Source organism: Nostoc sp. (genome assembly GCF_036917975.1).
Taxonomy (GTDB): Bacteria; Cyanobacteriota; Cyanobacteriia; order Cyanobacteriales; family Nostocaceae; genus Nostoc.
The window spans coordinates 32,328-56,042 of sequence record NZ_JBALEJ010000080.1 but is presented as its reverse complement, the minus strand read 5'-3'; the positions used below and the strand labels follow the sequence as shown (position 1 = coordinate 56,042).

The following is a 23,715-nucleotide window of genomic DNA, read 5'->3' as shown; positions in this document are numbered from 1 at the left end:
TTAAATTGACTCCAACGGCGGAACCCCGAAGTCATTAAACGAGGAAACATTGTAAGACGAAGCGGCTAAAGCCTTCACCAGCTTACCGTCGAGAGTCAGCAAAGTAGCACCTACCTGCTGTGAAAGTGCAACATAAGAGCCATCGTAGGCAGAGATTCCATAATTTAATGCGATCGCAACTGCATCCGCCATCAAGTCAGCTGTGGAGACAACACGCAACGGAAAAGCTTTGAGGGTGGCTAAATCTGTCTGAACCTCAGCAGCAGTGTACATCCTTGCACGGACATACTTCAATAAGGCGTTAGCACACTCAATATAAAAGAGGTCTGGAACAAATATTTCCGTCTGTGGATTGGCAAAATGGTCGAAAAGTTGATTAACTTTGGTAGTTAGTGGATCAGCGATGAAATACTTGATACACACACTGGTATCTAACACGCATCTTAAAGGGGTAGTCATCTGTCGCGGTCTTCTCGAATCAGTTCAGTACTATCAGGTAATCCGAAGTCTGCTGGATTCACGCGGCGACGCTGGCGACTTTCTTCTAGGATTTTAAGTACATTCTGGCGTTTCTGGTCTTCTATTTGCTGTGCTTCAGTTTTTAAAGCCTGTTCTAACAGAGTTATAACTTGGGCGTTAATTGACCGATGCTGAGATACCGCTAACTCTTGCAGCTTGGTATACAAATCATCGGGTAAATTTCTTACATAAAGGGTAGCCATCGCTTGACCTCAAAGTAGAATTTATCAAAATGATAGCACAATGCAAGCAAAAGGGTGGTGCGATCGCTTTCTCGTTAGAGACAAAACTCGACCAGGTGATCGCTTCTACATTGACTCCAACGGCGGAACCTCAAAGTCATTAAACGAGGAAACATTATAAGACGAAGCGGCTAGAGCCTTCACCAGCTTACCGTCGAGAGTCAGCAAAGTAGCACCTACCTGCTGTGAAAGTGCAACATAAGAGCCATCGTAGGCGGAGATTCCATAATTTAATGCGATCGCAACTGCATCCGCCATCAAATCAGCTGTGGAGACAACACGCAACGGAAAAGCTTTGAGACTAGCTAAATTCCCCTGAATCAGAGAAACATCGTAACTACCTGCACGAGCATACTTCCACAAAACGTTTGCACACTCAATGTAAAACAGGTCAGGTACAAAGATTTCTGTTTGGGGATAGACAAGGTGAGCAAACAGTTGATTAACCTTGGCTGTTAGCGGATCGGGAATAAATTGCTTAACCGCCACACTCGCATCCACGACGCATCTAAGAGGAATTGTCATCTGTCCCGATCTTCTCTAATCATGGCAGTGCTATCAGGCCATTCGATATCACTTGGTAGCTTTTCACGGCGAAGACGGATTTCCTCTAAAAGTTTTGGGACATTCTTTCGTCTTTCTTCTTCTGTTTGCTGTGCTTCAGTTTTTAAAGCTTGTTCTAACAGAGTTATAACTTGGGCGTTAATGGAACGGTGTTCAGATGCCGCTAACTCTTGCAGCTTTGCATACAAATCATCGGGTAAATTTCTTACATAAAGGGTAGCCATCGCTTTACCTCGAAGTAGAATTTATCAAAATGATAGCATAATGCAAGCAGAAGGGGTGCGATCGCATTTACTGGTTAGATTTTAGACTTCAACTCGTTATTTCTATAAGATTTCAGGGAACTCTATAGCTAGAGTCTCACGAGATAAGTCAATCAACAGGGAACTTGATTGGCAAAATAACTATATATTTAATCAGATGAAAGAAGGCAATAAATTCCACTTTGGGGAAGCTTTTCAACTGTTTGAAGGTAAAAGTTTAGTTAAGCTGAAACCTCTTACTCGTGCAAATATAATAGAAGTAACAACTTTTTCAGATTGGTTTGCTAAACGTTCTCTTGAACTTTTAGTATTTCAAATTATCATTCCTGATAAAAAGGGATTATTTCCTTGGGAACCAGAGTTTGATACTAATTACTCTCAACACCTTTATTGTAAAAATTGATTTGAGCAACATCGTAGGTTGAATTTTCCTCTGTATAAGCTAATCAACATTCATTTTTCCAGAATGATTCGCTTGTAGATTGTAGGTTGGGTGGAACAAACTGAAGCCCAACATTATTCATCCACAGAACTCAATGTAATTTGCTGTGAACCATGTATGACAGCCAATACATCAATTTGTTCTGGTTTAATATAATAAATAATTCTATATGAACCTTCAATAATTTCTCGAATTTCCTCAGTTTCAAACTCTGATACAATTCGACCTGACAAAGGAAAACTAGCAATCTGTTCAGAACGCCTAGTAATCCGGTCAACTATCCTAGCCGCATACTGTGGAGAAGTTTGGGCAATATAAGTATAAATTGCTGAGAGATTTTCTACTGCTGTTGCTGTCCAGTAAACGTTCACTCTGGTAATCCAAATTTTTTCCGCACATCTTGTACAGAAATAACATTACTAGCTTTGCTATCCGCTAGTCCAGCTTCAACAGTTTGCCGAACATAAATTTGGTACATCAAATCATCCCATGTGGAATTTTCTGGCAACTTGTCAATCAATTTTCGAGCTTCTTCTTTAATATTTAGATTTTTCATCAGTAGTTAACCAAAAACTGTTTGTGCATCAATTTGGATATATTGTAGATGCAAAACAGCTGTGGTATTTGATAACAACATTCATTCAACGGAGAGGGGGAGATTCGAACTCCCGGAGGTTTTAGCCTCATCCGATTTCAAGTCGGACGCAATCGACCACTCTGCCACCTCTCCAGTAAATCTGTCAAACTTGTGCTGATCCTAGTTTCAGACGCTATTCAGGCGCTTTTGTTGGTTAGCACTAAACTTGACAGATCATACTATACCCTATTATCTACGCAGATTGCACTACTGGATGCGAATGTCTACGACACAATCCGCGATCGCTCATACAAAATTTCCCCCTTAGCCACCTGAAAGTCATTCCCCACCCAAACTAGGGAAACTTGCGAAACCACACCCGCCTCTAGGGTGACAATGGAAAAATTACGCAACTTCTCGCTATCATTTTCCACAATCCTGGGGACACTAGCCGCATTTAAGTAAATTGTCCCCTCTGGACTTCTAAAGATGGGTTTGCGCTGCACCTTCTTGGTATGGCGTAAATCTCGGTGCATGTGACCAAATGTCACCAGAGGAATGGTTTTACCAGCAGTCAAGGCATGAGAAATCGCCTCGCCAAAATCTGGATCGCCAAAGTCGCCGCCAATTGGGTGCCAATCTTTGCCGCAGGGGTCTTCGGGGCGATCGCCTAATCCACTCGGCCCATTGTGACCCAAAAATATAATCGTCTCGTAAGCAGCGCTTTTGATCGCTTTCACGATGCGATCGGCAGATTCTTCCAAACTCGTCACACCGTAACGTTCTTGACAGATTTCCGCGAATTTCCACTCTGGGCCACCCCAGGTAAAGGGACGACCCCCCACGACAGTTAAATTCCAAGCGGGAAAATCCAACTTACTGTAACCGACATGGGACGGGCCTAATAAATCGAGTTGTTCCTGTACCCAGTCTTCCTTAGAGCGGTCATAAGGAGCCTTTTTGCGTCCCCATTCGGTGGCGGTGTACCAGGCATCGTGGTTGCCCATGACGGCTGCTTTGGGAATATCGAGAGAGGCGATCGCTCTGACCACTTCCACCGACTCGTTGCCAAAATCCCCGACAAACAGCACTAAGTCAACACCCAAATGCTTGAGTGCAACGCCATCTTCCACTTCCCATTGGTCGTGAATATCTCCAACTACAGCAATTTTGAGGTTTATCGATTGAGTTTTCTGACTGGTCATGCCACTTTCCTTGCCGTCTATCTCCAGGATATGAAACTCAGCCCGATTTGGACACAACCCCAAAATATCAACCGTCCACTATTTTTGGTAAAAACTACTATAATTGAATCCACAGGACATACATTTGCAACATAAAGCACCCCTAAACTGTGTTTACCACTGCACTAGCTCAACGAGAAAAAACCCAACCGGGTGAACTACCACTAGATTTGTTTGCCGCCATTGAGAGTCTCAAAAAAGAACTCAACGCAGTTATCCTGGCACATTATTATCAAGAGCCAGATATTCAGGATATTGCCGACTTTATTGGGGATTCATTACAACTGGCAAGAGCCGCCGAAAAAACTAATGCGGATGTGATTGTCTTTGCTGGTGTTCACTTCATGGCAGAAACAGCAAAGATACTTAATCCCGATAAATTAGTACTTTTACCAGATTTGAATGCTGGTTGTTCTTTAGCAGACAGTTGTCCAGCAGACGAATTCGCCGCTTTTAAAGCAGCGCATCCGAATCATCTGGTAGTGTCTTATATCAACTGCTCTGCTGATATCAAGGCGATGAGCGATATTATTTGCACCAGTTCCAACGCTGTGAAAATTGTGCAGCAGATACCGAAGGAACAGCCGATTATTTTTGCCCCAGACCGGAATTTGGGGCGGTATGTGATGGAACAGACAAGACGAGATTTGGTGCTATGGCAAGGTAGCTGTGTTGTCCATGAAACCTTCTCGGAAAAGAAAATTGTCCAGTTAAAAATTACCCATCCCGAAGCAGAGGCGATCGCCCACCCAGAATGTGAAAGTAGTGTATTGCGCCACGCCAGCTTTATTGGCTCCACAGCTGCTTTACTTAAATATTGTCAAAGCAGCCCTAGCAAAGAATTTATCGTTGCTACTGAGCCGGGAATCATTCACCAAATGCAAAAACTAGCTCCTGACAAACATTTTATTCCTGCCCCGCCGATGAATAACTGTGCTTGTAACGAATGTCCGTTTATGCGGTTAAACACCCTAGAAAAGCTTTACTGGGCAATGAAAAATCGCACTCCCGAAATTACCATGTCGGAGGATATTCGCCTTGCGGCACTGCGACCAATGCAACGAATGCTGGAGATGAGCGTGTAAAAGACTTACGCAAAAACCCTCTCAAACTCTCATTTCTCCGTGGACTCTGCGTCCTCTGTGGTAGCCTGCGGCAAGCCGCTTTGCGTCTACGTTTTTCGTTACCTTTGCGTAAGTCCTAAAATAAAGTATCCAATCTTGTGGGGTGGACATCTTGTCCGCCCTTAGTTATACTCTACCCACAAGTTATTTTTTCTAACTCCTTGCAATTTCTAAAACATGGTGCTAAGATTTTAAATCGTGAGACAAATCGGGTCGGTGTCCGAGTGGTTAATGGAGACGGACTGTAAATCCGTTGGCTTGCGCCTACGCTGGTTCAAATCCAGCCCGGCCCACCACTTACGAAGTTATAAGTTATAATGACTGGGTTAGCATCAAAACTCCCAGCATTTTAACTTCTAGCTGAAAAATCAAAGTTGTATTTTGCCCGTGTGGCTCAGTGGTAGAGCACACCCTTGGTAAGGGTGAGGTCACGAGTTCAATCCTCGTCACGGGCTTTTTTAAATTGATAAAACAACTAACGCAAAATTAAGTTCAAGACAGGGAGAGGTTCGTCAACAAACAGGGGTAGGGAAGACGGAGCTTGTATCGAAGAAGGTTGTTGGGGCTATCTATGAACCCTACTCCCTACTCCCTACTCCCTACTCCCGCCCCAACGGGGCTTGGTCAATCAATCTTGGATTTTAGATTTGCGATAGTAATGAGCAATACTACCTCAAAGCCAGTTCTGAGTTTGCTAACTCTACATCAGAGGGCGATCGCCTCCTTGCTAGAGTGTGAGTAGTTCACGTAGAATATAGTGCCATTGTTGCAGCAGTTCTCATGACCTCATCTGCGTCGTTTGACACATTAGAGTCTTTACAGGCGGATATCGCTGAATTGATCGCTCGTTTACCGACATTAAAAAATCGGCAATTTATTCAGCAAGCACTTGCTACTATTATTCGTTTAGCTGATACCGAAATTGAGCGTCTCGATTGGAAAATCTTGTCGGCTGCATTAGCAGATATGGAGCGCGGTTTCCAGCTTTTTTACGATTACCGACACGTTCGCAAAGTCACCATTTTCGGTTCTGCTCGTCTCGCGCCAGATACACCAGAGTACCAAATGGCCCTTGAGTTTGCTCGTGCTATTTCGCAATTAGGATTTATGGTGATGACTGGCGGTGGTGCTGGAATCATGCAGGCGGGTCATGAAGGGGCCGGGCGAGAAAATTCCTTTGGATTAAACATTCAACTACCCTTTGAACAGGAAGCAAACCCTTTTATAGAAGGCGATCCCAAGCTAATAAACTTCAAATATTTCTTTACCCGCAAGCTGTTTCTCCTCAAAGAAAGTGATGCTGTCGCCTTGTTTCCAGGAGGCTTTGGCACTCAAGATGAAGCTTTTGAATGTATGACATTAACCCAGAATGGTAAATTTGGCCCAGTACCTCTAGTTTTAATCGATCGCCCTGGTGGTGATTACTGGCACTCTTGGAGCGAATATATTGATCGGCAATTAGTAAAAAATCGTCTTGTCAGTCCTGAAGACCCCAGCCTTTACACGGTGACAGACAAACTGGATGTGGCTTGCGATGCTATCACCCGTTTTTACCAGGTTTATCACTCCTGTAGATATGTCGGCGATAAGTTAGTCATCCGCTTGAAGACAGATATATCAAACGCGCTGGTAGAGCGACTCAATGCTGATTTTAGCAACATTCTTATTCAAGGACGGATTGAAAAAAGTCAGGCGTTACCTCAAGAAGCCCAAGATGAAACTGTTGGACTACCCCGCCTGATTTTGCACTTCAATCAACGCGACTTAGGGCGCTTGTATCAAATGATTGCCATAATTAACCAGATGGGTACTCCTTCACCAGAGGATGCAGCGCATCCAGAAAGGAAGTAAGCTGTTGTGATTATAGTTTGCACATTGAGGCGGCAGGGGAGCAGGGTGCAGGGGGCAAGGGAGAGGATTTACAGGTTTTGCCTAATCATGCTTGTGATGCAATTTGCAGGTGCAACAGCTTAACAGATGAGAAAAACACCAGTTATTATGACTCAATACTGATTGTCTTAAAAAAACTTGTATATTAGCACAGTAAACAACGTTTCAAATCCTGACAGAGGAATAAAAGATGCTGGAATTATTGGGTTCAGGTTTGGTGTCGCTTTGGCTGGAAATGGCTGGGGTACAAATCAAGCCTCTAGATGCTTTAGATGCACTAACTTGGCAAAGTAGCCCTGGCTTGGTTCTTGCTCCTGATCCAAATCCAGCTGGTGCGACTACGGTGCAGGAGTATCTGAAAAAGCTCATCACCTCAAAGGTGGTGGCGCAAAATCTGGCTGAGAGTCAGGGCATTTGGATGCAGTCTGGGCCGATGCTGATGGCGAATCACCAAGGTACGACTCCTTTACCGGCTGCTTCTTTAACCAAAATTGCTACTTCCCTAGTTGCTTTGAAAACTTGGGGGCCAGATTACCAATTTGATACTTTGGTGAGTGTTACTGGGCCTGTAGTAAATGGAGTTGTGCAGGGCGATTTGGTCGTTGCTGGCCGTGGCGATCCTTTGTTTGTTTGGGAAGAAGCGATCGCTCTTGGTAATACTCTCAATAAAATGGGCATCAAGCAGGTAAAGGGGAATTTGATCATTAGTGGCAATTTTGCTATGAATTTCCAACGTCAGCCGATGCTGGCGGGTTTAATGCTCAAGCAAACCCTAAATCGTGCAACTTGGGGTCGTCCCGCTCTTTATACATACTCAATCATGCCCAAGGGAACGCCCAAGCCTCAAGTTGTGATTTCCGGCGGCGTGAAAGTTGAGGTGCAACCAAACCCCCAACAAACTTTGTTACTGCGTCATCGCTCATTGCCCTTGAAACAACTGCTCAAGGAAATGAATGTTTACAGTAACAACGACATGGCAGAGATGCTGGCAGAGTCAGTGGGGGGGGCGGCTGTAGTGCAATCAACTGCTGCTAGCCTGGCTAGAGTGCCACAAGCGGAAATCCAGTTAATCAATGGTTCTGGACTGGGCCCTGAAAATCGTATTTCTCCCAGGGCTGTTTGTGCCATGTTTATGGCTATTCAAGCTGAAGCATCTGCCCATCAGCTAAATCTGGCTGACTTGTTTCCCATGTCTGGATTTGATCACCGGGGGACAGTACATACTAGGCATATTCCCCTGGCGACTGTGATCAAAACTGGCACTCTCCGAGATGTAAGCGCTTTAGCGGGAGTGATGCCCACACGCGATCGCGGTTTGGTTTGGTTTGCGATTATCAACCGTGGGACAAATGTCTGGGGTTTCCGTACTGGACAAGACCAACTCTTGCAAAGTGTTGTAAAACAATTACAACTACCTTTGTCCGTTCCTGCTGCCATCACTCCCCACTCAGCTATCAACACTTTACCCCAGCTAGGTGCAGCTAGTCGGAATGAAATCTTATACAAAAGTTAGTTCATCCGTAGTCCACGGTTAGAACAGACAGTAGACTAGTCTTATTCGCAATCCAAAAGTTTTATTTATGGGTAAAAACCGAACTTGTAAAGGGGAAATGTCCATAATAGCTTTTGGGTGAAATTTTCTATTAAGTTGATTACAGGTAACTCGCAAAATGCCCTAACCCCAGTCTTGGAAAGAGCAGGCGAAACCTAAAGTAAAAATAACTGTAAATAGATTTGTCACGACTAAGCAACAATTAGGCTTATAAATTTAGGTTGTGATTATGCGATTTCCCAAATTCTCTCGGTCTTTACGTCAACTCAGTACTCATGTTTTAGCGATCGCGCTAGGAGTTCTGCTAACCGTTAGCACATTGCAGGTATTACCCTCCCAAGCCGACCCAGCACCCACAGTAACTACTGGAGATACTTCAAACCTCATTGCTCAACGGCAATCACCAGCTAGTGCTGCCATCGGTACCACTAGCTTTGTGACAGCAGCAGTAAACCGTGTTGGTTCGGCAGTTGTCCGTATTGATACTGAGCGAACAATTACTCGTCGCGTCGATCCGTTTTTAGAAGATCCCTTTTTTCGTCGGTTTTTTGGTGAAGGTTTTTCTCAACAGGTTCCTTCTGAGCAGTTACGCGGTTTAGGCTCAGGTTTCATTATCGACAAAAGCGGGTTAGTTCTGACTAATGCTCATGTTGTCGATAAGGCTGATAAAGTAACAGTCCGACTCAAGGATGGCCGCACCTTTGAAGGTAAAGTTCAAGGTATTGATGAAGTCACAGATTTAGCAGTAGTCAAGATTAATGCTGGTAACGATTTACCAGTGGCTCCCTTAGGTTCTTCTAATAATGTACAAGTAGGAGACTGGGCGATCGCAGTTGGTAATCCTTTAGGATTTGATAACACCGTTACCTTGGGAATTATCAGTACTCTCAAACGTTCTAGCGCCCAAGTTGGCATTAGTGATAAACGTTTGGATTTCATTCAGACAGACGCCGCCATTAACCCTGGTAACTCTGGCGGCCCACTATTGAATGGTCTAGGTGAAGTGATTGGCATTAACACAGCTATTCGTCCTGATGCAATGGGTATTGGGTTTGCCATTCCTATTGATAAAGCGAAAGCGATCGCCGCGCAACTACAACGCGATGGCAAAGTTGCTCACCCCTATCTAGGTGTGCAAATGCTAACTTTAACATCCGATCTCGCCAAGCAAAATAACACCGATCCCAACTCTCCGATTCAGATACCAGAAATTAATGGTGTTTTTGTCATGCGAGTTGTCCCCAATTCTCCAGCCGCATCTGCGGGTATCCGGCGCGGGGATGTAATTCTGCAAGTTGATGGTAAAGCAATTACCAGTGCCGAACAATTGCAGAATGTTGTGGAAGACAGTCGCCTTGGTCAAATATTACAGGTGAAAGTGCAACGAGGTAATCAGACACAGCAGCTTTCAGTCCGCACAGCTGAGTTACAAAATGCTTCTTAGCACACATCTGTTATTCGTGTCAACTTAAGCATATTAGACAGTCTAGAAAAGCTTTCTCTCGTTCCCAGCCAGAGGCTGGGAATGCCCTCTGTGAGGTTTACTAGCGGCAGCAGCCCAATTAGCGTAGATTTCCGGATTCTACCTTCTTTTCCACCCAAATATGTAATTTAAAAAATTTATTATCGCTGAACTCTTTTCTAGAGTCTGTTTATGTTTTCATGTCTCCATACCTTTGATGAACCTCATTCAGAGTACTTAAACAGCTTGAGCTTAAGCCCAGATGGAATTCTTCTGGTAGGCTGTTTTCACAATCTTGTCAAGGTTTGGGATTTAACGACTGGGAATACCAACCATTCATTTGAACTGCATGGAGATCGGTATGGTCACTTTAATACTTTGGTAAATCCAGACTGGAAAAGCATCATCAGTAATGATCGGTATGGCAATCTCCGAACCTATGACTTTTGGACAGGAGAGGAAGTCTTCTGTTTTCAAGGAGATTCCAGTGCTTTAGCATTTACCCCTGATGGAAAAGGCATAAGTCTAGGATTGACCATCTCACAATTAGCCTAGATGGGAAAACCATTGTCAGCTATGCGTTTAATGACAGCATCAAAGTTTGGCATAGTAATGGGAGTTGCCGTAATCATTAAAGCATCTATCTTAGCTAACCCCGCGTAATGCTGAAATAACATCTTGGGCTGACTGATGCCGAAATTTACCTGTATGGAAATCAGCTAGGGTTTGTTGAGCATCCGTCGCTATTTCTGCACGACGATTTTCGTGGTGGCGGTTTTGTAGAATCTTGAGCAGCATTTCTTGCTGCTCGGAGGAAAGTTCCAAAGCGTCTTCCAGCACTTGATTGAAAGTACTCATGATCGAATTAGACTATCAACTCTCAGGTTGAAAATGATTACAAAGTTGAGTAAATTATAGCGTTCTACCTTACAATCTACGATACAATTTGCCTTTACACACCAGATGGCGCGATCTCAACAGAAAAGCGAATTGACAAGCAGTGCTTGTGGGTAGCTTGCCACCGTAAGCATCGCTCTACCACTGATTAAAAAGTGCCAATAAAAAATCACTTACCAACAACTAATACTAGACCTTCACGGGCTATTATGGCTTGAGGAAAAGCAGATTTAATATCGACTTGAACCTGGTCAAGAAAATCATCATGGTCATCTGGGTGATGATGAGAAATAGCTAGCTGTTTAACGCCAGCATTCAAAGCTGCATTCACCGCAGCTTGCCAGAGTAAATCAGCAGAGTCATGGTTGTGAGATGTCGGCGGAGTGTAAGTAGCATTGGCAATCAGCAAGTCAGCGCCTTTAATAAACTCTAAAATCCGCTCTCGCTCCACTTGATCGGCATTCTGGTGCAAATCCGTGATGTAAGCAACATTATACTCTTGCCAAGTAACTCGGTAGCCAACTGACCGCTGAGTTTGATTAATTAATGCAGTTGTAATAGTAACATCATCTAATTTCACATCACTGTCTGGAGTCAAATTGTAAAACTGCAATTCTGACTGCATTACCTGTAAAGGGTAAGGAAAGTGTGGCTGGAGCATCTGATCGTACAGACATTGTTTGATTGAGGCTCCATTTGAGGCAGCTGTGCCGTAAATATGGAAGCAATTTTCTCCAATAAATGCAGGCGCAAAAAAGGGAAACCCTTGAATTCGGTTTGATTGGCAGTTGGTAAAAAATAAATGGGCTTCTAATGGTTGTTGTAGTTCTTGCCAAGTTTTACCCAGTATCCGTAAGCCAGTGCCGCCATCAAAAATCAAGCGTTTTCCAGCTACTTGCATTTCTAGACAAGCAGTATTACCACCATAACGGTTAGTGTCGCTACTTGGGGTGGGAATTAAACCTCTGACACCCCAGAATTGCACGAGAAATTCACCTGCTTGACTACTCGACAGGGTAGCAGACTTTTCAGGTATGTAGCTTTGGGAACCCGACAACTCAAAATTTGACATTTTTCTTGAAATTTAGACCTTACTGAGCAGGTCATCGTAGCGCCGTACTTCCAACAACCTGTTTTTTTCATCCACAATGACTACCGTAGGAGAGTAACTTTTTACCTCTTCTGGAGTGAACTGCCCGTAAGTCATTATAATCAAGCGATCGCCAATAATGCCTAGACGTGCCGCACCCCCATTTAACTCAATGACTCCTGAATGGGCTGGAGCCGGGATCGCATAGGTAATAAAGCGCTGACCGTTGGCACTATTAACTACTTGCACCTGTTCATAAGGTAAGATACCAGCTTTTTCTAAAAGGATTTCATCAATGCTGATACTACCCACGTAGTTGATATTCGCCCCTGTAAGGGTGCAGTTATGAATTTTTGCCAAAAGGAGAGTACGCTGCATTCTGGTTTGGGGTTGGTGGCAGATTTTAAAATCCGTAACAAGGGAAAGTTATGAGTAGAGACGCGATTAATCGCGTCTCTACAGGAGTTAGGAATAAAAATTCATAACTCTTAACTCCTCTATTATCCTCTATAAGCTTTGACGGATTTTTCAACTAAAGCTGCAACCTTGTCCACATCTTGCCAACCGAGAATTTCAGTCACCTTTTTTTCCAAATTTTTATAACTACGGAAAAATTCAGCAATTTCATCTAAGCGGTGTGGTGCTACGTCTTTCAGGGATCTTACTTGAGCGTAGCGCGGATCTTTGTCAGGAACAGAAAGGATTTTTTCATCGCGATCGCCACCGTCAATCATCTCTAAAAAGCCAATCGGTCGCGCGGCAATCACACAACCTGGAAAGGTCGGCTCGTCAATTATGACTATACCATCGAGGGGATCGCCATCATCAGCCAAAGTATTGGGTACAAAGCCGTAGTCATAAGGATATTTTACCGAGGAATAAAGTACTCGGTCTAGAGCAAAAGCTTGTAGTTCCTTGTCGTATTCATATTTATTTTTACTTCCGCCAGCAATTTCAATGAGAACGTTGATTAAACCAGGTTTCGGTTGGGCAGGAATACGAGATAAATCCACAAAAAACTCCTCTGATAACAGTGAATCATGGGGGCACTCAGTCAGCTTCGCTCCCCGTGTAGAATTTTAGGGCAATATGGCTTTCTTCCCAAGGTATTTATTTCAGGGGATAGGGGACTGGGGACTGGGGACTGGGGAAGAAACTTTGGGAGCATCCCGTTTTGAAGCTGTAACCTATTCTCTTGAATTAGCCAAAAGATGGAAAAAGCGTTGCGAGGAAAGTTCGCAACGCTTTTTCCAAGAGGGTATTATGGATATCCTCTGCCTTTGATTACTGTTAAAGGGATTTCGGCCTCTGTTGTGTCAAGATTTCTGAAATCTGGAGTTACACAATACAGATTCAGCTTATTTCTGATGAACTACATTCAAAATCTACAAAGGTTGTCTCAAAATCAGTGTTCTGCTTTTTTTAGCTCTCCTGCTGGGGAAAGCTACTAGAAAGCTTCATCAATCTTTTCTTCCTTGTAGGTTTTGGATCAGGGGTTGCGGGTTATTTTGAACATTAGTTGAAGAATAGTGGGCGATGACAAATACGGGTAGGGTAAGAGTCAACAGAGCGATCGCAGTTCCCACAATGTCTGCCAAACGTTGGGAATATGTGTCGGCAGAATTGGCAGACTGGCTATTTGAATTCATACAACAAAATTGAAGTTCTTCGTAAGACTGTGTAGGTCTACTCTCTGAGTGAGAGTCTTGATGCTATTGTAGCTATTTTTAAACTGTAAAATGTCTAGCATTTTACAAGCTAAACCAGTTTTACAATTGTCATAATAGCCTTTTTATACATGAAATTCTTAATACCAAGTTACAAGTCAACAAATCATGTTTTCTTTTGTGATTAATATTTTCAGATGTTTCCCTGTATGGTGTAAGGGTTCGCATACGCAAAGCTAACTTTCACAGCATTATAAACTACATTTTTTCGCTGCTTAAAGATTAATTAGCAAAATGTATTTGTCCGATACTTCATGATTATAACATCTCTGTAAAGGCTTTGATAAGGTCATTTTACTGGAATTACTAATTTGTGATACAGGACACAAAACCGCAAAGATACTGATAAATCTTCAGTGTTATCGATTCTCATACGGTAGTTATACACAACAATATTTGATGCTAGAGAAGAAATGGGCAGGAATGATTTTTGTAACCAATCATGACTACCGAATAAATACAGATACATTAGCTGTGTTGTGCAGCATGGATTAAGTAATAATACTAAACAAATATTTCAGAAATATTTCAAAATTTAAATTTTCAAATTTGCGTAATATCACAGCAATTTTGTCAATCTATATATAGGTAGAGTAAAAAAATGTTTTAGAAAGTGGTGTAGAGGGTTATCCCCAGACTTTGCTCATATTTGAACAAAATACCCAATTCCAATTTCTAGATCCTAAATCTGTATAACTTTTTGGATAAATCAAAATCTCAAATGAGAATCCGCATAACAAATTAATCAGCTAAAAAAACCGCCACTAACTATCATAGGGCGGTCTGGTTAAGCAATCGGAGGGTAATTACAGATTACTCTGCTAATAAATGAAATTGCTGTAACGAAGTTTGCATTAGATTGGGCATTGGGAAAGAGGAGGCAGGAGGCAGGAGGCAGAAGTTCTTTAATTTTGAATTTTGTTAGCGCAGCGTAAAGCCTTCTCTACGAGACGCTACGCGAACGGCATGGCTTCGCTTAGAGCGAGTATGCGTACCCTTTCAGGGAAGCAAGCTACGCTTTTAGCGTCTCGTAGAGAGCGTCATTTTGAATTCTGAATTGATTTCTCACCAAGTCCCTCATCCTCTTCCATAAATACTCATAGGTTCCTTGATAAATCGCGTGTAAAGATGCTTAAAGGTAGATTTAATGACACGGGGCATACCAAAATCGATGGGCATTAAATTGTCTGGTAGTCGCCAATCTTCTATTTTTAATAAGTCAGGATTTAAATGGGGAAACTCTATGGCAGGAAGTTCTGGACAAACTCCTAGCCTTTGGGAAGCTGCAACTGTAGGCACTTGTTCTGGAAGAACATTGAGGATTTCCACCATTGCCCGATCTAAGGCAAAGATATCTGATGCGGCTGCTAAAATGCCCAGTTGGCGAGGTTCCCCGTTGCTGGGGCCATTTCCTTCATGACCAATGATGCCATCTAATATGGTTAAGTTAGGGTTAATAGCCCTAGCAGTTTCTACTAACATTTCACCAAATCTATTCGCATCTTTTCCAGCTTCCATGTGCCACCAAGCTTTCATTTTGCCGGGGACGCAACCAAATAAGTTTTTTACGCCCAGTGTTAATGTCAATTGGGCATGAGATTTTACTTTTGGTAGATTAATTACTACATCGGCTTCCATTGCTTCTTTAGAGAGGCGCAGATGGTTAAAATTGTCACTGACGGTTTGGTAACGCTGACCATGAAAATCGATAATGGGAAGATTGAGTTCTTCTAAAATAGGTAGATAGCCATTTGCCACTGCTACACCCTTGGCACTGCCAAAAGCAGGACTATCGCCTAAAAATGGCTTACCGCCAACCTCAATTACCATCTGGGCAACTTCGTAAACTAGTTCAGCACGGGTGATACACTCTTTACCAGGACGTGAGCCTGTAAGTAGATTCGGTTTGAGTAAAACGCGATCGCCTTTTTTCACAAATGCTGCCATACCTCCAAAAGGTTCCAGCAGTGTAACTAAGGATTCTCGTAAAGCCTCTCGTTCGTAAGATGTAGCCCGAATTAGACTGACAGATGGTTTTTGAGTCTGCATAGATAGATGGGGGATAGAGGGAGTGGGGAGTGGGGGAGATGAGGGAGCAGCAATTTTAGATTTTGGATTTTAGATTGAAATTTAATCCAAAATCTAAAATCCAAAATCCAAAATTGAATTGCCCAATTCCCCATAAATATTATTCTGTTTTAATCGGTAAGATAACACTCATTTGTTCTAGATTTAACACTCTGGCTAAGTCTGTTTCACTCATCAATCCTCGTTCTAGGACAATCTGCCGTAAAGATTTACCAGTTTCTAAAGATTCTTTGGCGACAGCTGCGGCATTTAAATAACCGATGTGAGTATTTAGTGCGGTTACTAAGGCTAAACTACCTTCGGCATAAGCTAAACAACGTTCCTGGTTCGCAGAAATTCCCTCAATGCAACGTTCTGTAAGGACAGCGATGGTATTACCCAGAATTTCGATGCTGTGAATTAAGTTATAGGCAATCAGTGGCATCATCACATTTAATTCTAATTGTCCGGCTTGTGCGGCTAAAGCGATCGCACTGTCATAACCCATCACCTGAAAACACACCATTGATGTCATCTCTGCCATGACTGGGTTATATTTTCCTGGCATAATCGAGGAACCAGGTTGCACTGGAGGCAGTTGAATTTCTTTCAAACCAGTTTTTGGCCCCGAATCCATCAGCCGCAAATCGTGAGAGATTTTGACTAAATCCTGCGCTAAGTTGCGTAACGCACCGGAAACGTTCACAAATGGTGCCATACTTTGCATAGCTGCCATGAGATGGGGCGCAGGTTCTAAAGGAGTATCAATCAATTCTGAAAGAACTTCTACCACACGGGCGCGATACAGAGGATGAGTATTTAAACCCGTTCCGGCTGCACTACCTCCTAAACCCAGCACCATTAAATCTCCAGAGGCGGTATAAATCCGGTTTTGATGTTCTGTCAGAATTTGCGCCCAAGCCCGAAAATTTTCACCCAAACGCACGGGTACAGCGTCTTGTAAGTGGGTTCTGCCAGATTTGACGATATCTTGAAATTCTACAGCTTTGTTTTCTAAAGATGCGATCGCCTTCTCTAAAGCTGGGTGTAATGTCTTAGATAATGCCAATAAACCACCAATGCGAATTGCCGTAGGGATCACATCATTGGTAGACTGTCCATAATTAACGTGGTCATTAGGACTAACACGTTTGTAATTGCCCTTTTCTTCACCAAGAATTTCTAAGGCGCGATTTGCCAGAACTTCGTTGACATTCATGTGGTGGGATGTTCCAGCACCAGCCTGATAAACATCCACTACAAATTGATCCCGGAACTTACCAGCTAAGATTTCATCAGTTGCTTGGACAATTGCCTGACTAATATCTTGGGGAATGCAATTTAGTTCTCCATTTACAATTGCTGTAGCCTTTTTAATGATCAATCCTGCATCTACGTAAGTAGGTAAAGGCTTGATGCCGCTAATGGGGAAGTTTTCGATAGCCCGCAGAGTTTGAATGCCGTAATAAACGCTACTAGCAATTTGGCGATCGCCCATCGAATCGCGTTCGATGCGGAATTCTGTGTGTTCAGTCATAGTATTCTTTTAAAAGAGCTTCAGAAAACAGATTTTCCCACGCTTAGGGAGAAAGTGGGGAGAGAAAGAGAAGTTGTAAGTAAGTCGGCGTAAATAATTATTGTTGGGATAAAGCAGGGGGCAGGGGGAGAGAGGGTTTGAGCCTTATTTACTTTTCTTTACACAGTTTGGTTTTATTGTGCCGACTTACTTACTAAGTTTGTCCCTTCTGGCCTCTTCCTGATAACAGGGCAACATCATTTATTTATGGGGATTTTTAATTTTTAATTCGGAGCAAAGCGACGTGACTTTACCCAACTGGATTACTTTCTCTCGCCTTCTGGGTGTACCATTTCTGCTTTACGGTTTATATAATCCCACACCCGAAGCTAGATGGATCTGTTTGGCGATTTTTATCGTTGCTGCGTTGACTGATTGGTTAGACGGCTATTTGGCGCGAAAACTCAACCAAATTAGTGAATTGGGTAAATTTCTCGATCCCTTAGTAGATAAATTTCTCGTACTTGCGCCGTTGCTGGTTTTTATTGAACTAGGAAAAGTGCCAGCTTGGGGAGTGTTTTTGATTTTAGCGCGAGAATTAGCGATCGCAGGTTGGCGAGTGAATCAAACGACAATTACCGGGGCGAATATTTGGGGTAAACTCAAAACTGTTAGTCAAATAGTGGCGATCGCACTTCTGATCGCACCTCTACCTGAAGTCTGGCAAACTCCCTCTCTGATTGCTTTTTGGATTTCTGTTGGCTTGACTTTAATTTCTGGAGTCATTTATCTTTTCCCACAAAAAGCTAGCATGGCTGATTGAAAACATCTACTGTATCGTTCTTAATAGGTCTGGGATTTTTCCAGATAATCATGACAAAATATTTGTAGCTACGTTAGAAATTTCTAATAGTGCCTAAGAAAATTCGGGAACTAAAAGCAATGCTCCTAAAAACTGGATTTACTTATAGAAGTGGTAAAGGCAGTCACACAGTATGGAGTCATCCTTTATTAGTTTACAGCCTCACTTTGTCTGGCAAAGACGGAGCAGATGCAGATCGTTATCAGGAAAAAGTTGTTAGAAATGCGCTTATAGAAATAAAACAATTAGAGGAAGAAGACAAAGGAGAACAGGAGTGAAACCACAATATAGTATTCTAATTCAGTGGTCGATAGAAGATAAAAAATACATCGTCAGCCTACCTGAGTTTGGCCCCTATGCACACACTCATGGAGATACCTACGCAGATGCTCTCAATAATGGTGAGGAAGTACTAGAACTTTTGATTGAAGATTACCAAGCACAAGGAAAACCACTGCCAGAGCCTTTGACTGCAAATGTTTCCTTTCAGTTTGTGTAATCCTCATCCTAATTATTAGCAGCCATAACTAACTTTATTCTCACATTAGCGATCGCAGGTTGGCGGGTGAATCAAACGACAATTACTGGGGCGAACATTTGGGGTAAACTCAAAACTGTTAGTCATCTTCAGATGACTTTCGCTATTATACGGGAATTTCAATTCCCGGCGGACAAGCGGTTTCACGTTAACTTGACACCAATGGGCAAAGACAAGCCCTTACCAGCGTATTTGTATCATTATTAAAGTGAAATGGTATCACACATCAAAACTCTAGTAATTGACTAAAAAGCCACAAAAAAAGGCGTATTTTGTGTATGCTCTTTGACTAAGTGCCTTAGCGATACCTTTTCGGGAGTAAACATGGAACGCACCATCTCTGCGTTGGGAATTTTAGTTTTTATCGGTATATCCTACGCCTTTTCTGTTAATCGTCGTGCGGTGCGTTGGCGAATCGTGGCATGGGGTTTGGGATTGGAGTTTGTGTTTGCGATATTGATTCTTAAAACTCCTTGGGGTTTAAATATATTTAAATCTCTCGGAGATATTGTCAGCCAATTTTTAGCATTTTCTGATGTCGGTGCCAAATTTGTCTTTGGAGAAAATTTCAAAGATCATTTCTTTGCCTTCCAAGTGCTGCCCACAATTATCTTTTTCTCTGCCTTTATCAGCGTCTTGTATTACTACGGCATTTTACAGCGAGTTGTAAATGTGATGGCGTGGGTAATGATGAAGACAATGAAAACATCAGGTTCGGAATCTTTATCCTGTGCAGCTAACATCTTTTTGGGGCCAACAGAATCGGCACTGATAGTTAAACCTTATATAGCAAATATGACGCAATCGGAACTCCATGCCGTAATGACGGGTGGTTTTGCGACAATTGCTGCTGGAGTCTTAGGGGCATATCTTTCCTTTGGCATACCAGCAGAACACTTGATTGCTGCTTTCTTTATGACTGCTCCCACTTCGTTGGTGGTATCAAAATTACTTTATCCAGAAACAGAAGTATCAGAAACGGTTGGTAAAGCCAAAGCGGATGTAAAAACCAATTATGTAAATGTAATTGATGCTACTACTACTGGAGCAATTGACGGCGTGAAGCTAGCAGTTAATGTTGGGGTAATAATTATCGCCTTTTTGGGATTATTAGCTGCCCTCAATGCCTTGCTGGGATGGTTAGGGTCATTTGTGGGTTTACAGCAACTCTCATTACAGTGGATTTTGTCTTTTATTATGGCTCCCGTGGCGTGGCTGATGGGCGTACCTTGGGCTGATTGTCGGCAAGTTGGGGCTTTATTGGGTACAAAAACAATTTTGAATGAGTTTATTGCTTTTTTGGATTTGAAAGCACTAATTGAAAGTGGTAAAATTTCCCAACGCGCAATAATTATTGCGACTTACGCATTATGTAATTTTGCAAATATCGGTTCAATTGGCATTACCATTGGCGGCATTACAGGGATAGCACCTAATCGCCAACATGATTTAGCTCGTATGGGTCTAAGGTCAATGATTGGCGGATCTTTAGCGGGTTTTATCACCGCTTGTATTGCTGGGATATTGATTTGAAGTGGGGATTGGGGATTGGGGACTGGGGATTGGGGATTGGGGATTAGGGATTGGGGATTGGGAATTGGGAATTGGGGATTGGGAATTGGGGATTGGGAATTGGGAATTGGGGACTTGGAAGATTTGAATATTTGAATGGGAATTGGGAATTGGGGACTTGGAAGATTTGAATATTTGAATGGGAATTCAGATCCCAAGCAAATCTTACTCATGATTTTCCCTAGTCCCCAGTCCCTAGTCCCTAGTCCCTAGTCCCTAGTCCCCAGTCCCCAGTCCCTAGTCCCCAATCCCCAGTTCAAATTTTTTGTAGATACTCAGGTGGCACATTCTCAACTAACCAAACACCATTAGCAGAACAATAGAAGATGTAACCCGCCTGATGCATTGCCGCAGCATTTACAGCAAAAACCACTGGTTTTCCATGTCTTGCACCAACAGTTTTTGCTGTTTCAATATCCTTTGATAAATGAACATGATGTCGCGACATTTTGGAAAGTCCTGTTTGCAGAATTGACTCTACAGATTTGTGTCCTGTGCCATGATAAAGTTCATCTTGAGGAACAACAGCTTCTAAGTGTAAATCGACTTTTATACTATGTCCTTGGTTAGCACGAATCAGATTACCTGTAGAATCAAAAGAAAAGCGTTGTTTATCACTGGATTTAACTACCACCTGTAATTCCTGACGGGTGAGCGGAAATTTGTTTTTAGCACAAGCGGTAAGTAGTTCATCAACATCAACCCAACCACCGGGAGCCAGTTGAATTCCAATTGCATCCGGTGTGTGTCGCAGATATTTGCTCAGATATTTGCTGATTTTAACGAGGCGAGAATCACTCATTTAGAATCACTCATTTAATTGTGTCTGACATATATACTACAATTATATACTTATATATTACATAAAATTCTCATTGAAAGTGGCGGGAAACTGCATCCCAGAAGTGGCGTGGAGTTTTTTATCTTAAATTAAAGGGTTTAAGACTCCTATATCTACATGTAGCAGCCATTTCAGTCTGGGTTTGTCTTGAGAAATCGCTCCACTTGGGCAAAGCTCAAGACCGCGTTTCTCACTAAATCCCCGTCTGGAATGTCTTTAATTTTGGATTTTGAATTTTGAATTTTGAATTTTGAATTGTTAATGGGTCTGCCTCCTTCAATGATGGTAAATTGACATAATTTGTCTTCCCATCATGGCTAATGCCACTCCAATCATCACAATGAGCATCACCTTTCCACCAGGAACTAGTGGTTGATTTATGGTATCTGAGTTTTCCTGTTCTTGCCGTTGCTTCCAACTCATTAACGCCGGAATAATTCCACCTAGAACTGAGATACTAAATGTTCCAGTGTAATCTAGGGCAGTAAAAAAGATACTGGGGTTGAGTGTTCCTAGAGTCATCGGAGGGAAAAGAACCAGCGAATAGAGGGGTAAGCGGCTAGCAAATCCACCCTTTGCAGAGAAAAAAATATCTTTGAACAAATCCAGCAATCCGTACACAAATCCAATGAATGATGTGACGATCGCAAACTCTGAAAAAATGGATACTAGCACTCCTAACCATTGCCCTGCGCCACCGGCTCGGAGAATTTGCAATGGATCAAAAACAATTATCCCGTCAGATGTGCCATGTAGCATATCAGGACTGACACTTCCTAAAATTACGGCATTCCACGCCAAGAACATAATTAGAGGAATCACAGAACCAATAAAGATGGACTGACGAATTTTGCGGGCATCTCCTTCAAGTTGCGTCACAACTAGCGGCACAACGTTTTGAAAAAACAGCGCTACAGACATCACTGAAATAGCACTACCAAGGGCACTCCAATCCTGAAATAACAGTTGGGTAGTCTGAATGTGCCTTCCTCCTAAAAATAATAGTCCCAAAAAGGAAACGATGACAATTCCGACAAAGGCGCTGTTTAATTTTTCAATAAACTTTTCTCGCCCAAGATACATAATGCCACCAAATAAGAGCGTGAAAGTCGTTGTGCCTACCCACATCGGCAATATTTGCACACCCCAGACTTTTGCCGCCACAACTCCTAAAATCTCTCCACCTTCGGTGATGTATGCTACCAACAGAGCATAATGCATGAATAAATATGCGCCGCCGGCAATTCGCGCTCCCAACTTACCAAGGATATTTTCCACAACTCCCAAAAAACCGATACTCAAACGCCCTTGTGTTCGCATCGTGTTTAAGGTAACTTCTGCAATCAATAACCCTGAAAATAAAGCGTAGAGCCAAACAGCAATTAATCCAGATGTTGATGGTACAATACCAGACGGCAAGGTAACGGCCGGTAGAGCGAGAATCCCTGCCCCGACGGTGGTTCCTGCAATCAACGCAGTACTTCCCAATACACTACCCGGTTGATGGTTGAGTTTTTTTCCATCAAATTCAAGATGAGAAAACAACCGAGTGACTTCCTCTGAATCTTTGAGAACAGTCTTTACGGGAACCATACTGAATATCTGTACTGAAACCAAACCAACAATATTAGCATGGGGAAATATTCTTCACAAAAACCCTGATGTTCATGGTTTTTCAGCCAAATTTTCGTAGTACATTAACAAAAAGTACCAGGCGACTAGAAGTCGCGGCTACACAGGCAAAACCCGCCTGCGCGGGTTATAAACGTTAATTTTCGGTCAGTCTGAGTCAGAAAACAATTTACCAACTTGGGTTCAACGACAATTTTCAGACGTTCCCACAAGAAAAACATGGTGCGAAGAATCGCTTCTTCTGATACCGTCACCATATCATTGACATAATGCAGCACTAAAGGGAAAGTAATTTGACCAAGGCTAGGAGTTCGCGCACCATCGGCGATGGTATTGGGATTTTTGACAGTTTGTAGGGTTTTGGTGTGAAAGGAGCGGGTAGCATCGTCGGCAAGGGCTGGTTCTACACCGATTACTTTACAATTGGGTAAAAGTGCTTTGGCTGCGATCGCACTTCCTGAAAGTAATCCACCACCACCACAACAAACTAATAGTAAGTCCAATTCACCAACTTCTTGGATCAGTTCTAAAGCAGCTGTACCTTGTCCGGCGATAATGTGCGGATGATCGTAAGGGGGAATCAGTGTCAAAGAGCGCTCATCTGCTAATTTTTGGGCTAATTCTTCCCGGTTTGTTTCTTGGCGATTGTACAAAATTACCTCTGCACCATAACCACGAGTGGCAGTTTGTTTGACAGTGGGTGCATCATCGGGCATGACAATGGTGGTAGGAATATTTAGTAATTGCCCAGCTAAAGCGATCGCTTGGCCATGATTTCCTGATGAATAGGTGATAACGCCTGTTTGTTTTTGTGCTATTGATAGTTGGGCTAGGGCATTGTACGCACCTCTAAATTTAAATGCCCCTGTGCGTTGAAAATTTTCGCACTTAAAAAATACCTGGCTATTGGTGCGATCGTTAACGATTCTAGAAGTCAGTACAGGTGTGCGGTGGGCAATCCCCAAAATTCGCTCTTGTGCTGCTTGCACGTCAGCTATAGTAACAGAATTATGCTGTGGCATTGATAATAATATTCAATATTTTTGCTCTTGTTGATATGGATACAGATTTTTATATTTGCGTTGAATATGCTT

General features: G+C 42.7%; 28 protein-coding genes, 3 tRNA genes and 1 pseudogene. 14 read left to right on the top strand and 18 right to left on the bottom strand.

All coding sequences use genetic code 11. The features are described 5' to 3' along the window. The 4 genes from V7K76_RS27665 to V7K76_RS27650 form a co-directional block, all read right to left on the bottom strand. On the bottom strand, positions 1-459 hold the full coding sequence (locus tag V7K76_RS27665) for a type II toxin-antitoxin system VapC family toxin (RefSeq protein ID WP_334780304.1): 459 nt from the start codon (positions 457-459) through the stop codon (positions 1-3). Beyond that, complete coding sequence (locus tag V7K76_RS27660) at positions 456-722, bottom strand: FitA-like ribbon-helix-helix domain-containing protein (RefSeq protein WP_334780305.1); 267 nt, start codon at positions 720-722, stop codon at positions 456-458. The genes V7K76_RS27665 and V7K76_RS27660 overlap by 4 nt, the downstream gene beginning before the upstream one ends. Positions 723-827: 105 nt before the next feature. Then, the gene (locus V7K76_RS27655) at positions 828-1,286 is read right to left on the bottom strand and encodes a type II toxin-antitoxin system VapC family toxin (RefSeq protein ID WP_334953186.1); all 459 of its coding nucleotides are present in this window, start codon (positions 1,284-1,286) and stop codon (positions 828-830) included. Beyond that, positions 1,283-1,549 carry a FitA-like ribbon-helix-helix domain-containing protein gene (locus V7K76_RS27650; protein WP_334780307.1) on the bottom strand — a complete coding sequence of 89 codons (267 nt, stop codon included), beginning with the start codon at positions 1,547-1,549 and terminating at the stop codon, positions 1,283-1,285. Before V7K76_RS27650 ends, V7K76_RS27655 begins: the two co-directional genes overlap by 4 nt. 109 nt (positions 1,550-1,658) lie before the next feature. On the opposite strand from V7K76_RS27650, the gene V7K76_RS27645 reads away from it, so the two are divergent. Continuing rightward, positions 1,659-1,991, top strand: a complete 333-nt coding sequence (locus V7K76_RS27645) for a DUF4262 domain-containing protein (protein WP_334953282.1) — start codon at positions 1,659-1,661, stop codon at positions 1,989-1,991. Positions 1,992-2,104: 113 nt separating this feature from the next. Here V7K76_RS27645 and V7K76_RS27640 read toward each other — a convergent pair whose 3' ends face one another. From V7K76_RS27640 to V7K76_RS27625, 4 genes are all read right to left on the bottom strand, one after another. Next, positions 2,105-2,401 carry a type II toxin-antitoxin system RelE/ParE family toxin gene (locus tag V7K76_RS27640; protein ID WP_334780310.1) on the bottom strand — a complete coding sequence of 99 codons (297 nt, stop codon included), beginning with the start codon at positions 2,399-2,401 and terminating at the stop codon, positions 2,105-2,107. Continuing rightward, complete coding sequence (locus V7K76_RS27635; protein WP_334780311.1) at positions 2,398-2,586, bottom strand: hypothetical protein; 189 nt, start codon at positions 2,584-2,586, stop codon at positions 2,398-2,400. Before V7K76_RS27635 ends, V7K76_RS27640 begins: the two co-directional genes overlap by 4 nt. Positions 2,587-2,675: 89 nt before the next feature. Continuing rightward, a tRNA-Ser gene (locus V7K76_RS27630) sits at positions 2,676-2,760 on the bottom strand. 131 nt (positions 2,761-2,891) lie between these two features. Beyond that, positions 2,892-3,812 carry a TIGR04168 family protein gene (locus V7K76_RS27625; RefSeq protein ID WP_334780312.1) on the bottom strand — a complete coding sequence of 307 codons (921 nt, stop codon included), beginning with the start codon at positions 3,810-3,812 and terminating at the stop codon, positions 2,892-2,894. On the opposite strand from V7K76_RS27625, the gene V7K76_RS27620 reads away from it, so the two are divergent. The 8 genes from V7K76_RS27620 (at position 3,792) to V7K76_RS27585 (ending at position 10,434) form a co-directional block, all read left to right on the top strand. Beyond that, positions 3,792-3,947: a hypothetical protein gene (locus tag V7K76_RS27620; RefSeq protein WP_163937771.1), complete on the top strand. Its 156-nt coding sequence runs from the start codon at positions 3,792-3,794 to the stop codon at positions 3,945-3,947. The genes V7K76_RS27625 and V7K76_RS27620 overlap by 21 nt on opposite strands. A gap of 14 nt (positions 3,948-3,961) precedes the next feature. Then, a complete protein-coding gene (gene nadA, locus V7K76_RS27615; RefSeq protein ID WP_334780314.1) occupies positions 3,962-4,936 on the top strand; it encodes a quinolinate synthase NadA in 975 nt (324 codons plus the stop codon). Positions 4,937-5,185: 249 nt separating this feature from the next. Further along, positions 5,186-5,271: transfer RNA gene (locus V7K76_RS27610), tRNA-Tyr, on the top strand. An 87-nt stretch (positions 5,272-5,358) separates the two neighbouring features. Beyond that, positions 5,359-5,430, top strand: a tRNA-Thr gene (locus V7K76_RS27605). Between the two features lie 325 nt (positions 5,431-5,755). Next, complete coding sequence (locus V7K76_RS27600) at positions 5,756-6,826, top strand: LOG family protein (protein WP_334780316.1); 1,071 nt, start codon at positions 5,756-5,758, stop codon at positions 6,824-6,826. A 229-nt stretch (positions 6,827-7,055) separates the two neighbouring features. Continuing rightward, positions 7,056-8,378: a D-alanyl-D-alanine carboxypeptidase gene (locus V7K76_RS27595; protein ID WP_334780317.1), complete on the top strand. Its 1,323-nt coding sequence runs from the start codon at positions 7,056-7,058 to the stop codon at positions 8,376-8,378. Between the two features lie 268 nt (positions 8,379-8,646). Further along, positions 8,647-9,861 carry an HhoA/HhoB/HtrA family serine endopeptidase gene (locus tag V7K76_RS27590; protein WP_334780318.1) on the top strand — a complete coding sequence of 405 codons (1,215 nt, stop codon included), beginning with the start codon at positions 8,647-8,649 and terminating at the stop codon, positions 9,859-9,861. A 210-nt stretch (positions 9,862-10,071) separates the two neighbouring features. Continuing rightward, positions 10,072-10,434, top strand: a complete 363-nt coding sequence (locus V7K76_RS27585; protein ID WP_334780321.1) for a WD40 repeat domain-containing protein — start codon at positions 10,072-10,074, stop codon at positions 10,432-10,434. A gap of 90 nt (positions 10,435-10,524) precedes the next feature. Here V7K76_RS27585 and V7K76_RS27580 read toward each other — a convergent pair whose 3' ends face one another. The 7 genes from V7K76_RS27580 to V7K76_RS27550 form a co-directional block, all read right to left on the bottom strand. After that, a complete protein-coding gene (locus tag V7K76_RS27580) occupies positions 10,525-10,737 on the bottom strand; it encodes a hypothetical protein (RefSeq protein ID WP_334780322.1) in 213 nt (70 codons plus the stop codon). Between the two features lie 208 nt (positions 10,738-10,945). Next, complete coding sequence (locus V7K76_RS27575; RefSeq protein WP_334780323.1) at positions 10,946-11,848, bottom strand: MBL fold metallo-hydrolase; 903 nt, start codon at positions 11,846-11,848, stop codon at positions 10,946-10,948. 12 nt (positions 11,849-11,860) lie between these two features. Continuing rightward, the gene (panD, locus tag V7K76_RS27570) at positions 11,861-12,244 is read right to left on the bottom strand and encodes an aspartate 1-decarboxylase (RefSeq protein ID WP_179067723.1); all 384 of its coding nucleotides are present in this window, start codon (positions 12,242-12,244) and stop codon (positions 11,861-11,863) included. Between the two features lie 122 nt (positions 12,245-12,366). Beyond that, entirely contained in the window at positions 12,367-12,879 is a 513-nt protein-coding gene (locus tag V7K76_RS27565) for an inorganic diphosphatase (protein WP_334696778.1), read from the bottom strand. 447 nt (positions 12,880-13,326) lie between these two features. Further along, positions 13,327-13,515 (bottom strand): hypothetical protein, encoded by a 189-nt coding sequence (locus V7K76_RS27560; protein ID WP_334780324.1) that lies wholly within the window; start codon positions 13,513-13,515, stop codon positions 13,327-13,329. A 1,155-nt stretch (positions 13,516-14,670) separates the two neighbouring features. Further along, positions 14,671-15,642: a DUF362 domain-containing protein gene (locus tag V7K76_RS27555; RefSeq protein ID WP_334780325.1), complete on the bottom strand. Its 972-nt coding sequence runs from the start codon at positions 15,640-15,642 to the stop codon at positions 14,671-14,673. A gap of 139 nt (positions 15,643-15,781) precedes the next feature. Continuing rightward, positions 15,782-17,197, bottom strand: coding sequence for an aspartate ammonia-lyase (locus tag V7K76_RS27550; RefSeq protein WP_334780326.1), 1,416 nt, complete (start codon positions 17,195-17,197; stop codon positions 15,782-15,784). A gap of 283 nt (positions 17,198-17,480) precedes the next feature. Here V7K76_RS27550 and pgsA point away from each other — a divergent pair, with 283 nt between their 5' ends. The 5 genes and pseudogenes from pgsA (at position 17,481) to V7K76_RS27525 (ending at position 20,109) form a co-directional block, all read left to right on the top strand. Beyond that, positions 17,481-17,999 (top strand): CDP-diacylglycerol--glycerol-3-phosphate 3-phosphatidyltransferase, encoded by a 519-nt coding sequence (pgsA, locus tag V7K76_RS27545; RefSeq protein WP_334780327.1) that lies wholly within the window; start codon positions 17,481-17,483, stop codon positions 17,997-17,999. Between the two features lie 89 nt (positions 18,000-18,088). Continuing rightward, on the top strand, positions 18,089-18,316 hold the full coding sequence (locus V7K76_RS27540) for a type II toxin-antitoxin system HicA family toxin (RefSeq protein WP_334700682.1): 228 nt from the start codon (positions 18,089-18,091) through the stop codon (positions 18,314-18,316). Further along, the gene (locus tag V7K76_RS27535) at positions 18,313-18,537 is read left to right on the top strand and encodes a type II toxin-antitoxin system HicB family antitoxin (RefSeq protein ID WP_334780329.1); all 225 of its coding nucleotides are present in this window, start codon (positions 18,313-18,315) and stop codon (positions 18,535-18,537) included. The genes V7K76_RS27540 and V7K76_RS27535 overlap by 4 nt, the downstream gene beginning before the upstream one ends. 45 nt (positions 18,538-18,582) lie before the next feature. Next, positions 18,583-18,783: pseudogene (locus V7K76_RS27530) on the top strand (hypothetical protein); the annotation flags it as partial. A 117-nt stretch (positions 18,784-18,900) separates the two neighbouring features. Further along, the gene (locus tag V7K76_RS27525) at positions 18,901-20,109 is read left to right on the top strand and encodes a NupC/NupG family nucleoside CNT transporter (RefSeq protein WP_334780330.1); all 1,209 of its coding nucleotides are present in this window, start codon (positions 18,901-18,903) and stop codon (positions 20,107-20,109) included. A 295-nt stretch (positions 20,110-20,404) separates the two neighbouring features. Here V7K76_RS27525 and V7K76_RS27520 read toward each other — a convergent pair whose 3' ends face one another. The 3 genes from V7K76_RS27520 to V7K76_RS27510 form a co-directional block, all read right to left on the bottom strand. Continuing rightward, the gene (locus V7K76_RS27520; protein ID WP_334780331.1) at positions 20,405-20,950 is read right to left on the bottom strand and encodes an RNA 2'-phosphotransferase; all 546 of its coding nucleotides are present in this window, start codon (positions 20,948-20,950) and stop codon (positions 20,405-20,407) included. 315 nt (positions 20,951-21,265) lie between these two features. Continuing rightward, positions 21,266-22,582: an amino acid permease gene (locus tag V7K76_RS27515; protein WP_334780334.1), complete on the bottom strand. Its 1,317-nt coding sequence runs from the start codon at positions 22,580-22,582 to the stop codon at positions 21,266-21,268. 125 nt (positions 22,583-22,707) lie between these two features. After that, positions 22,708-23,643, bottom strand: coding sequence for a threo-3-hydroxy-L-aspartate ammonia-lyase (locus V7K76_RS27510; RefSeq protein ID WP_335030261.1), 936 nt, complete (start codon positions 23,641-23,643; stop codon positions 22,708-22,710). Between the last annotated feature and the right edge of the window lie 72 nt (positions 23,644-23,715).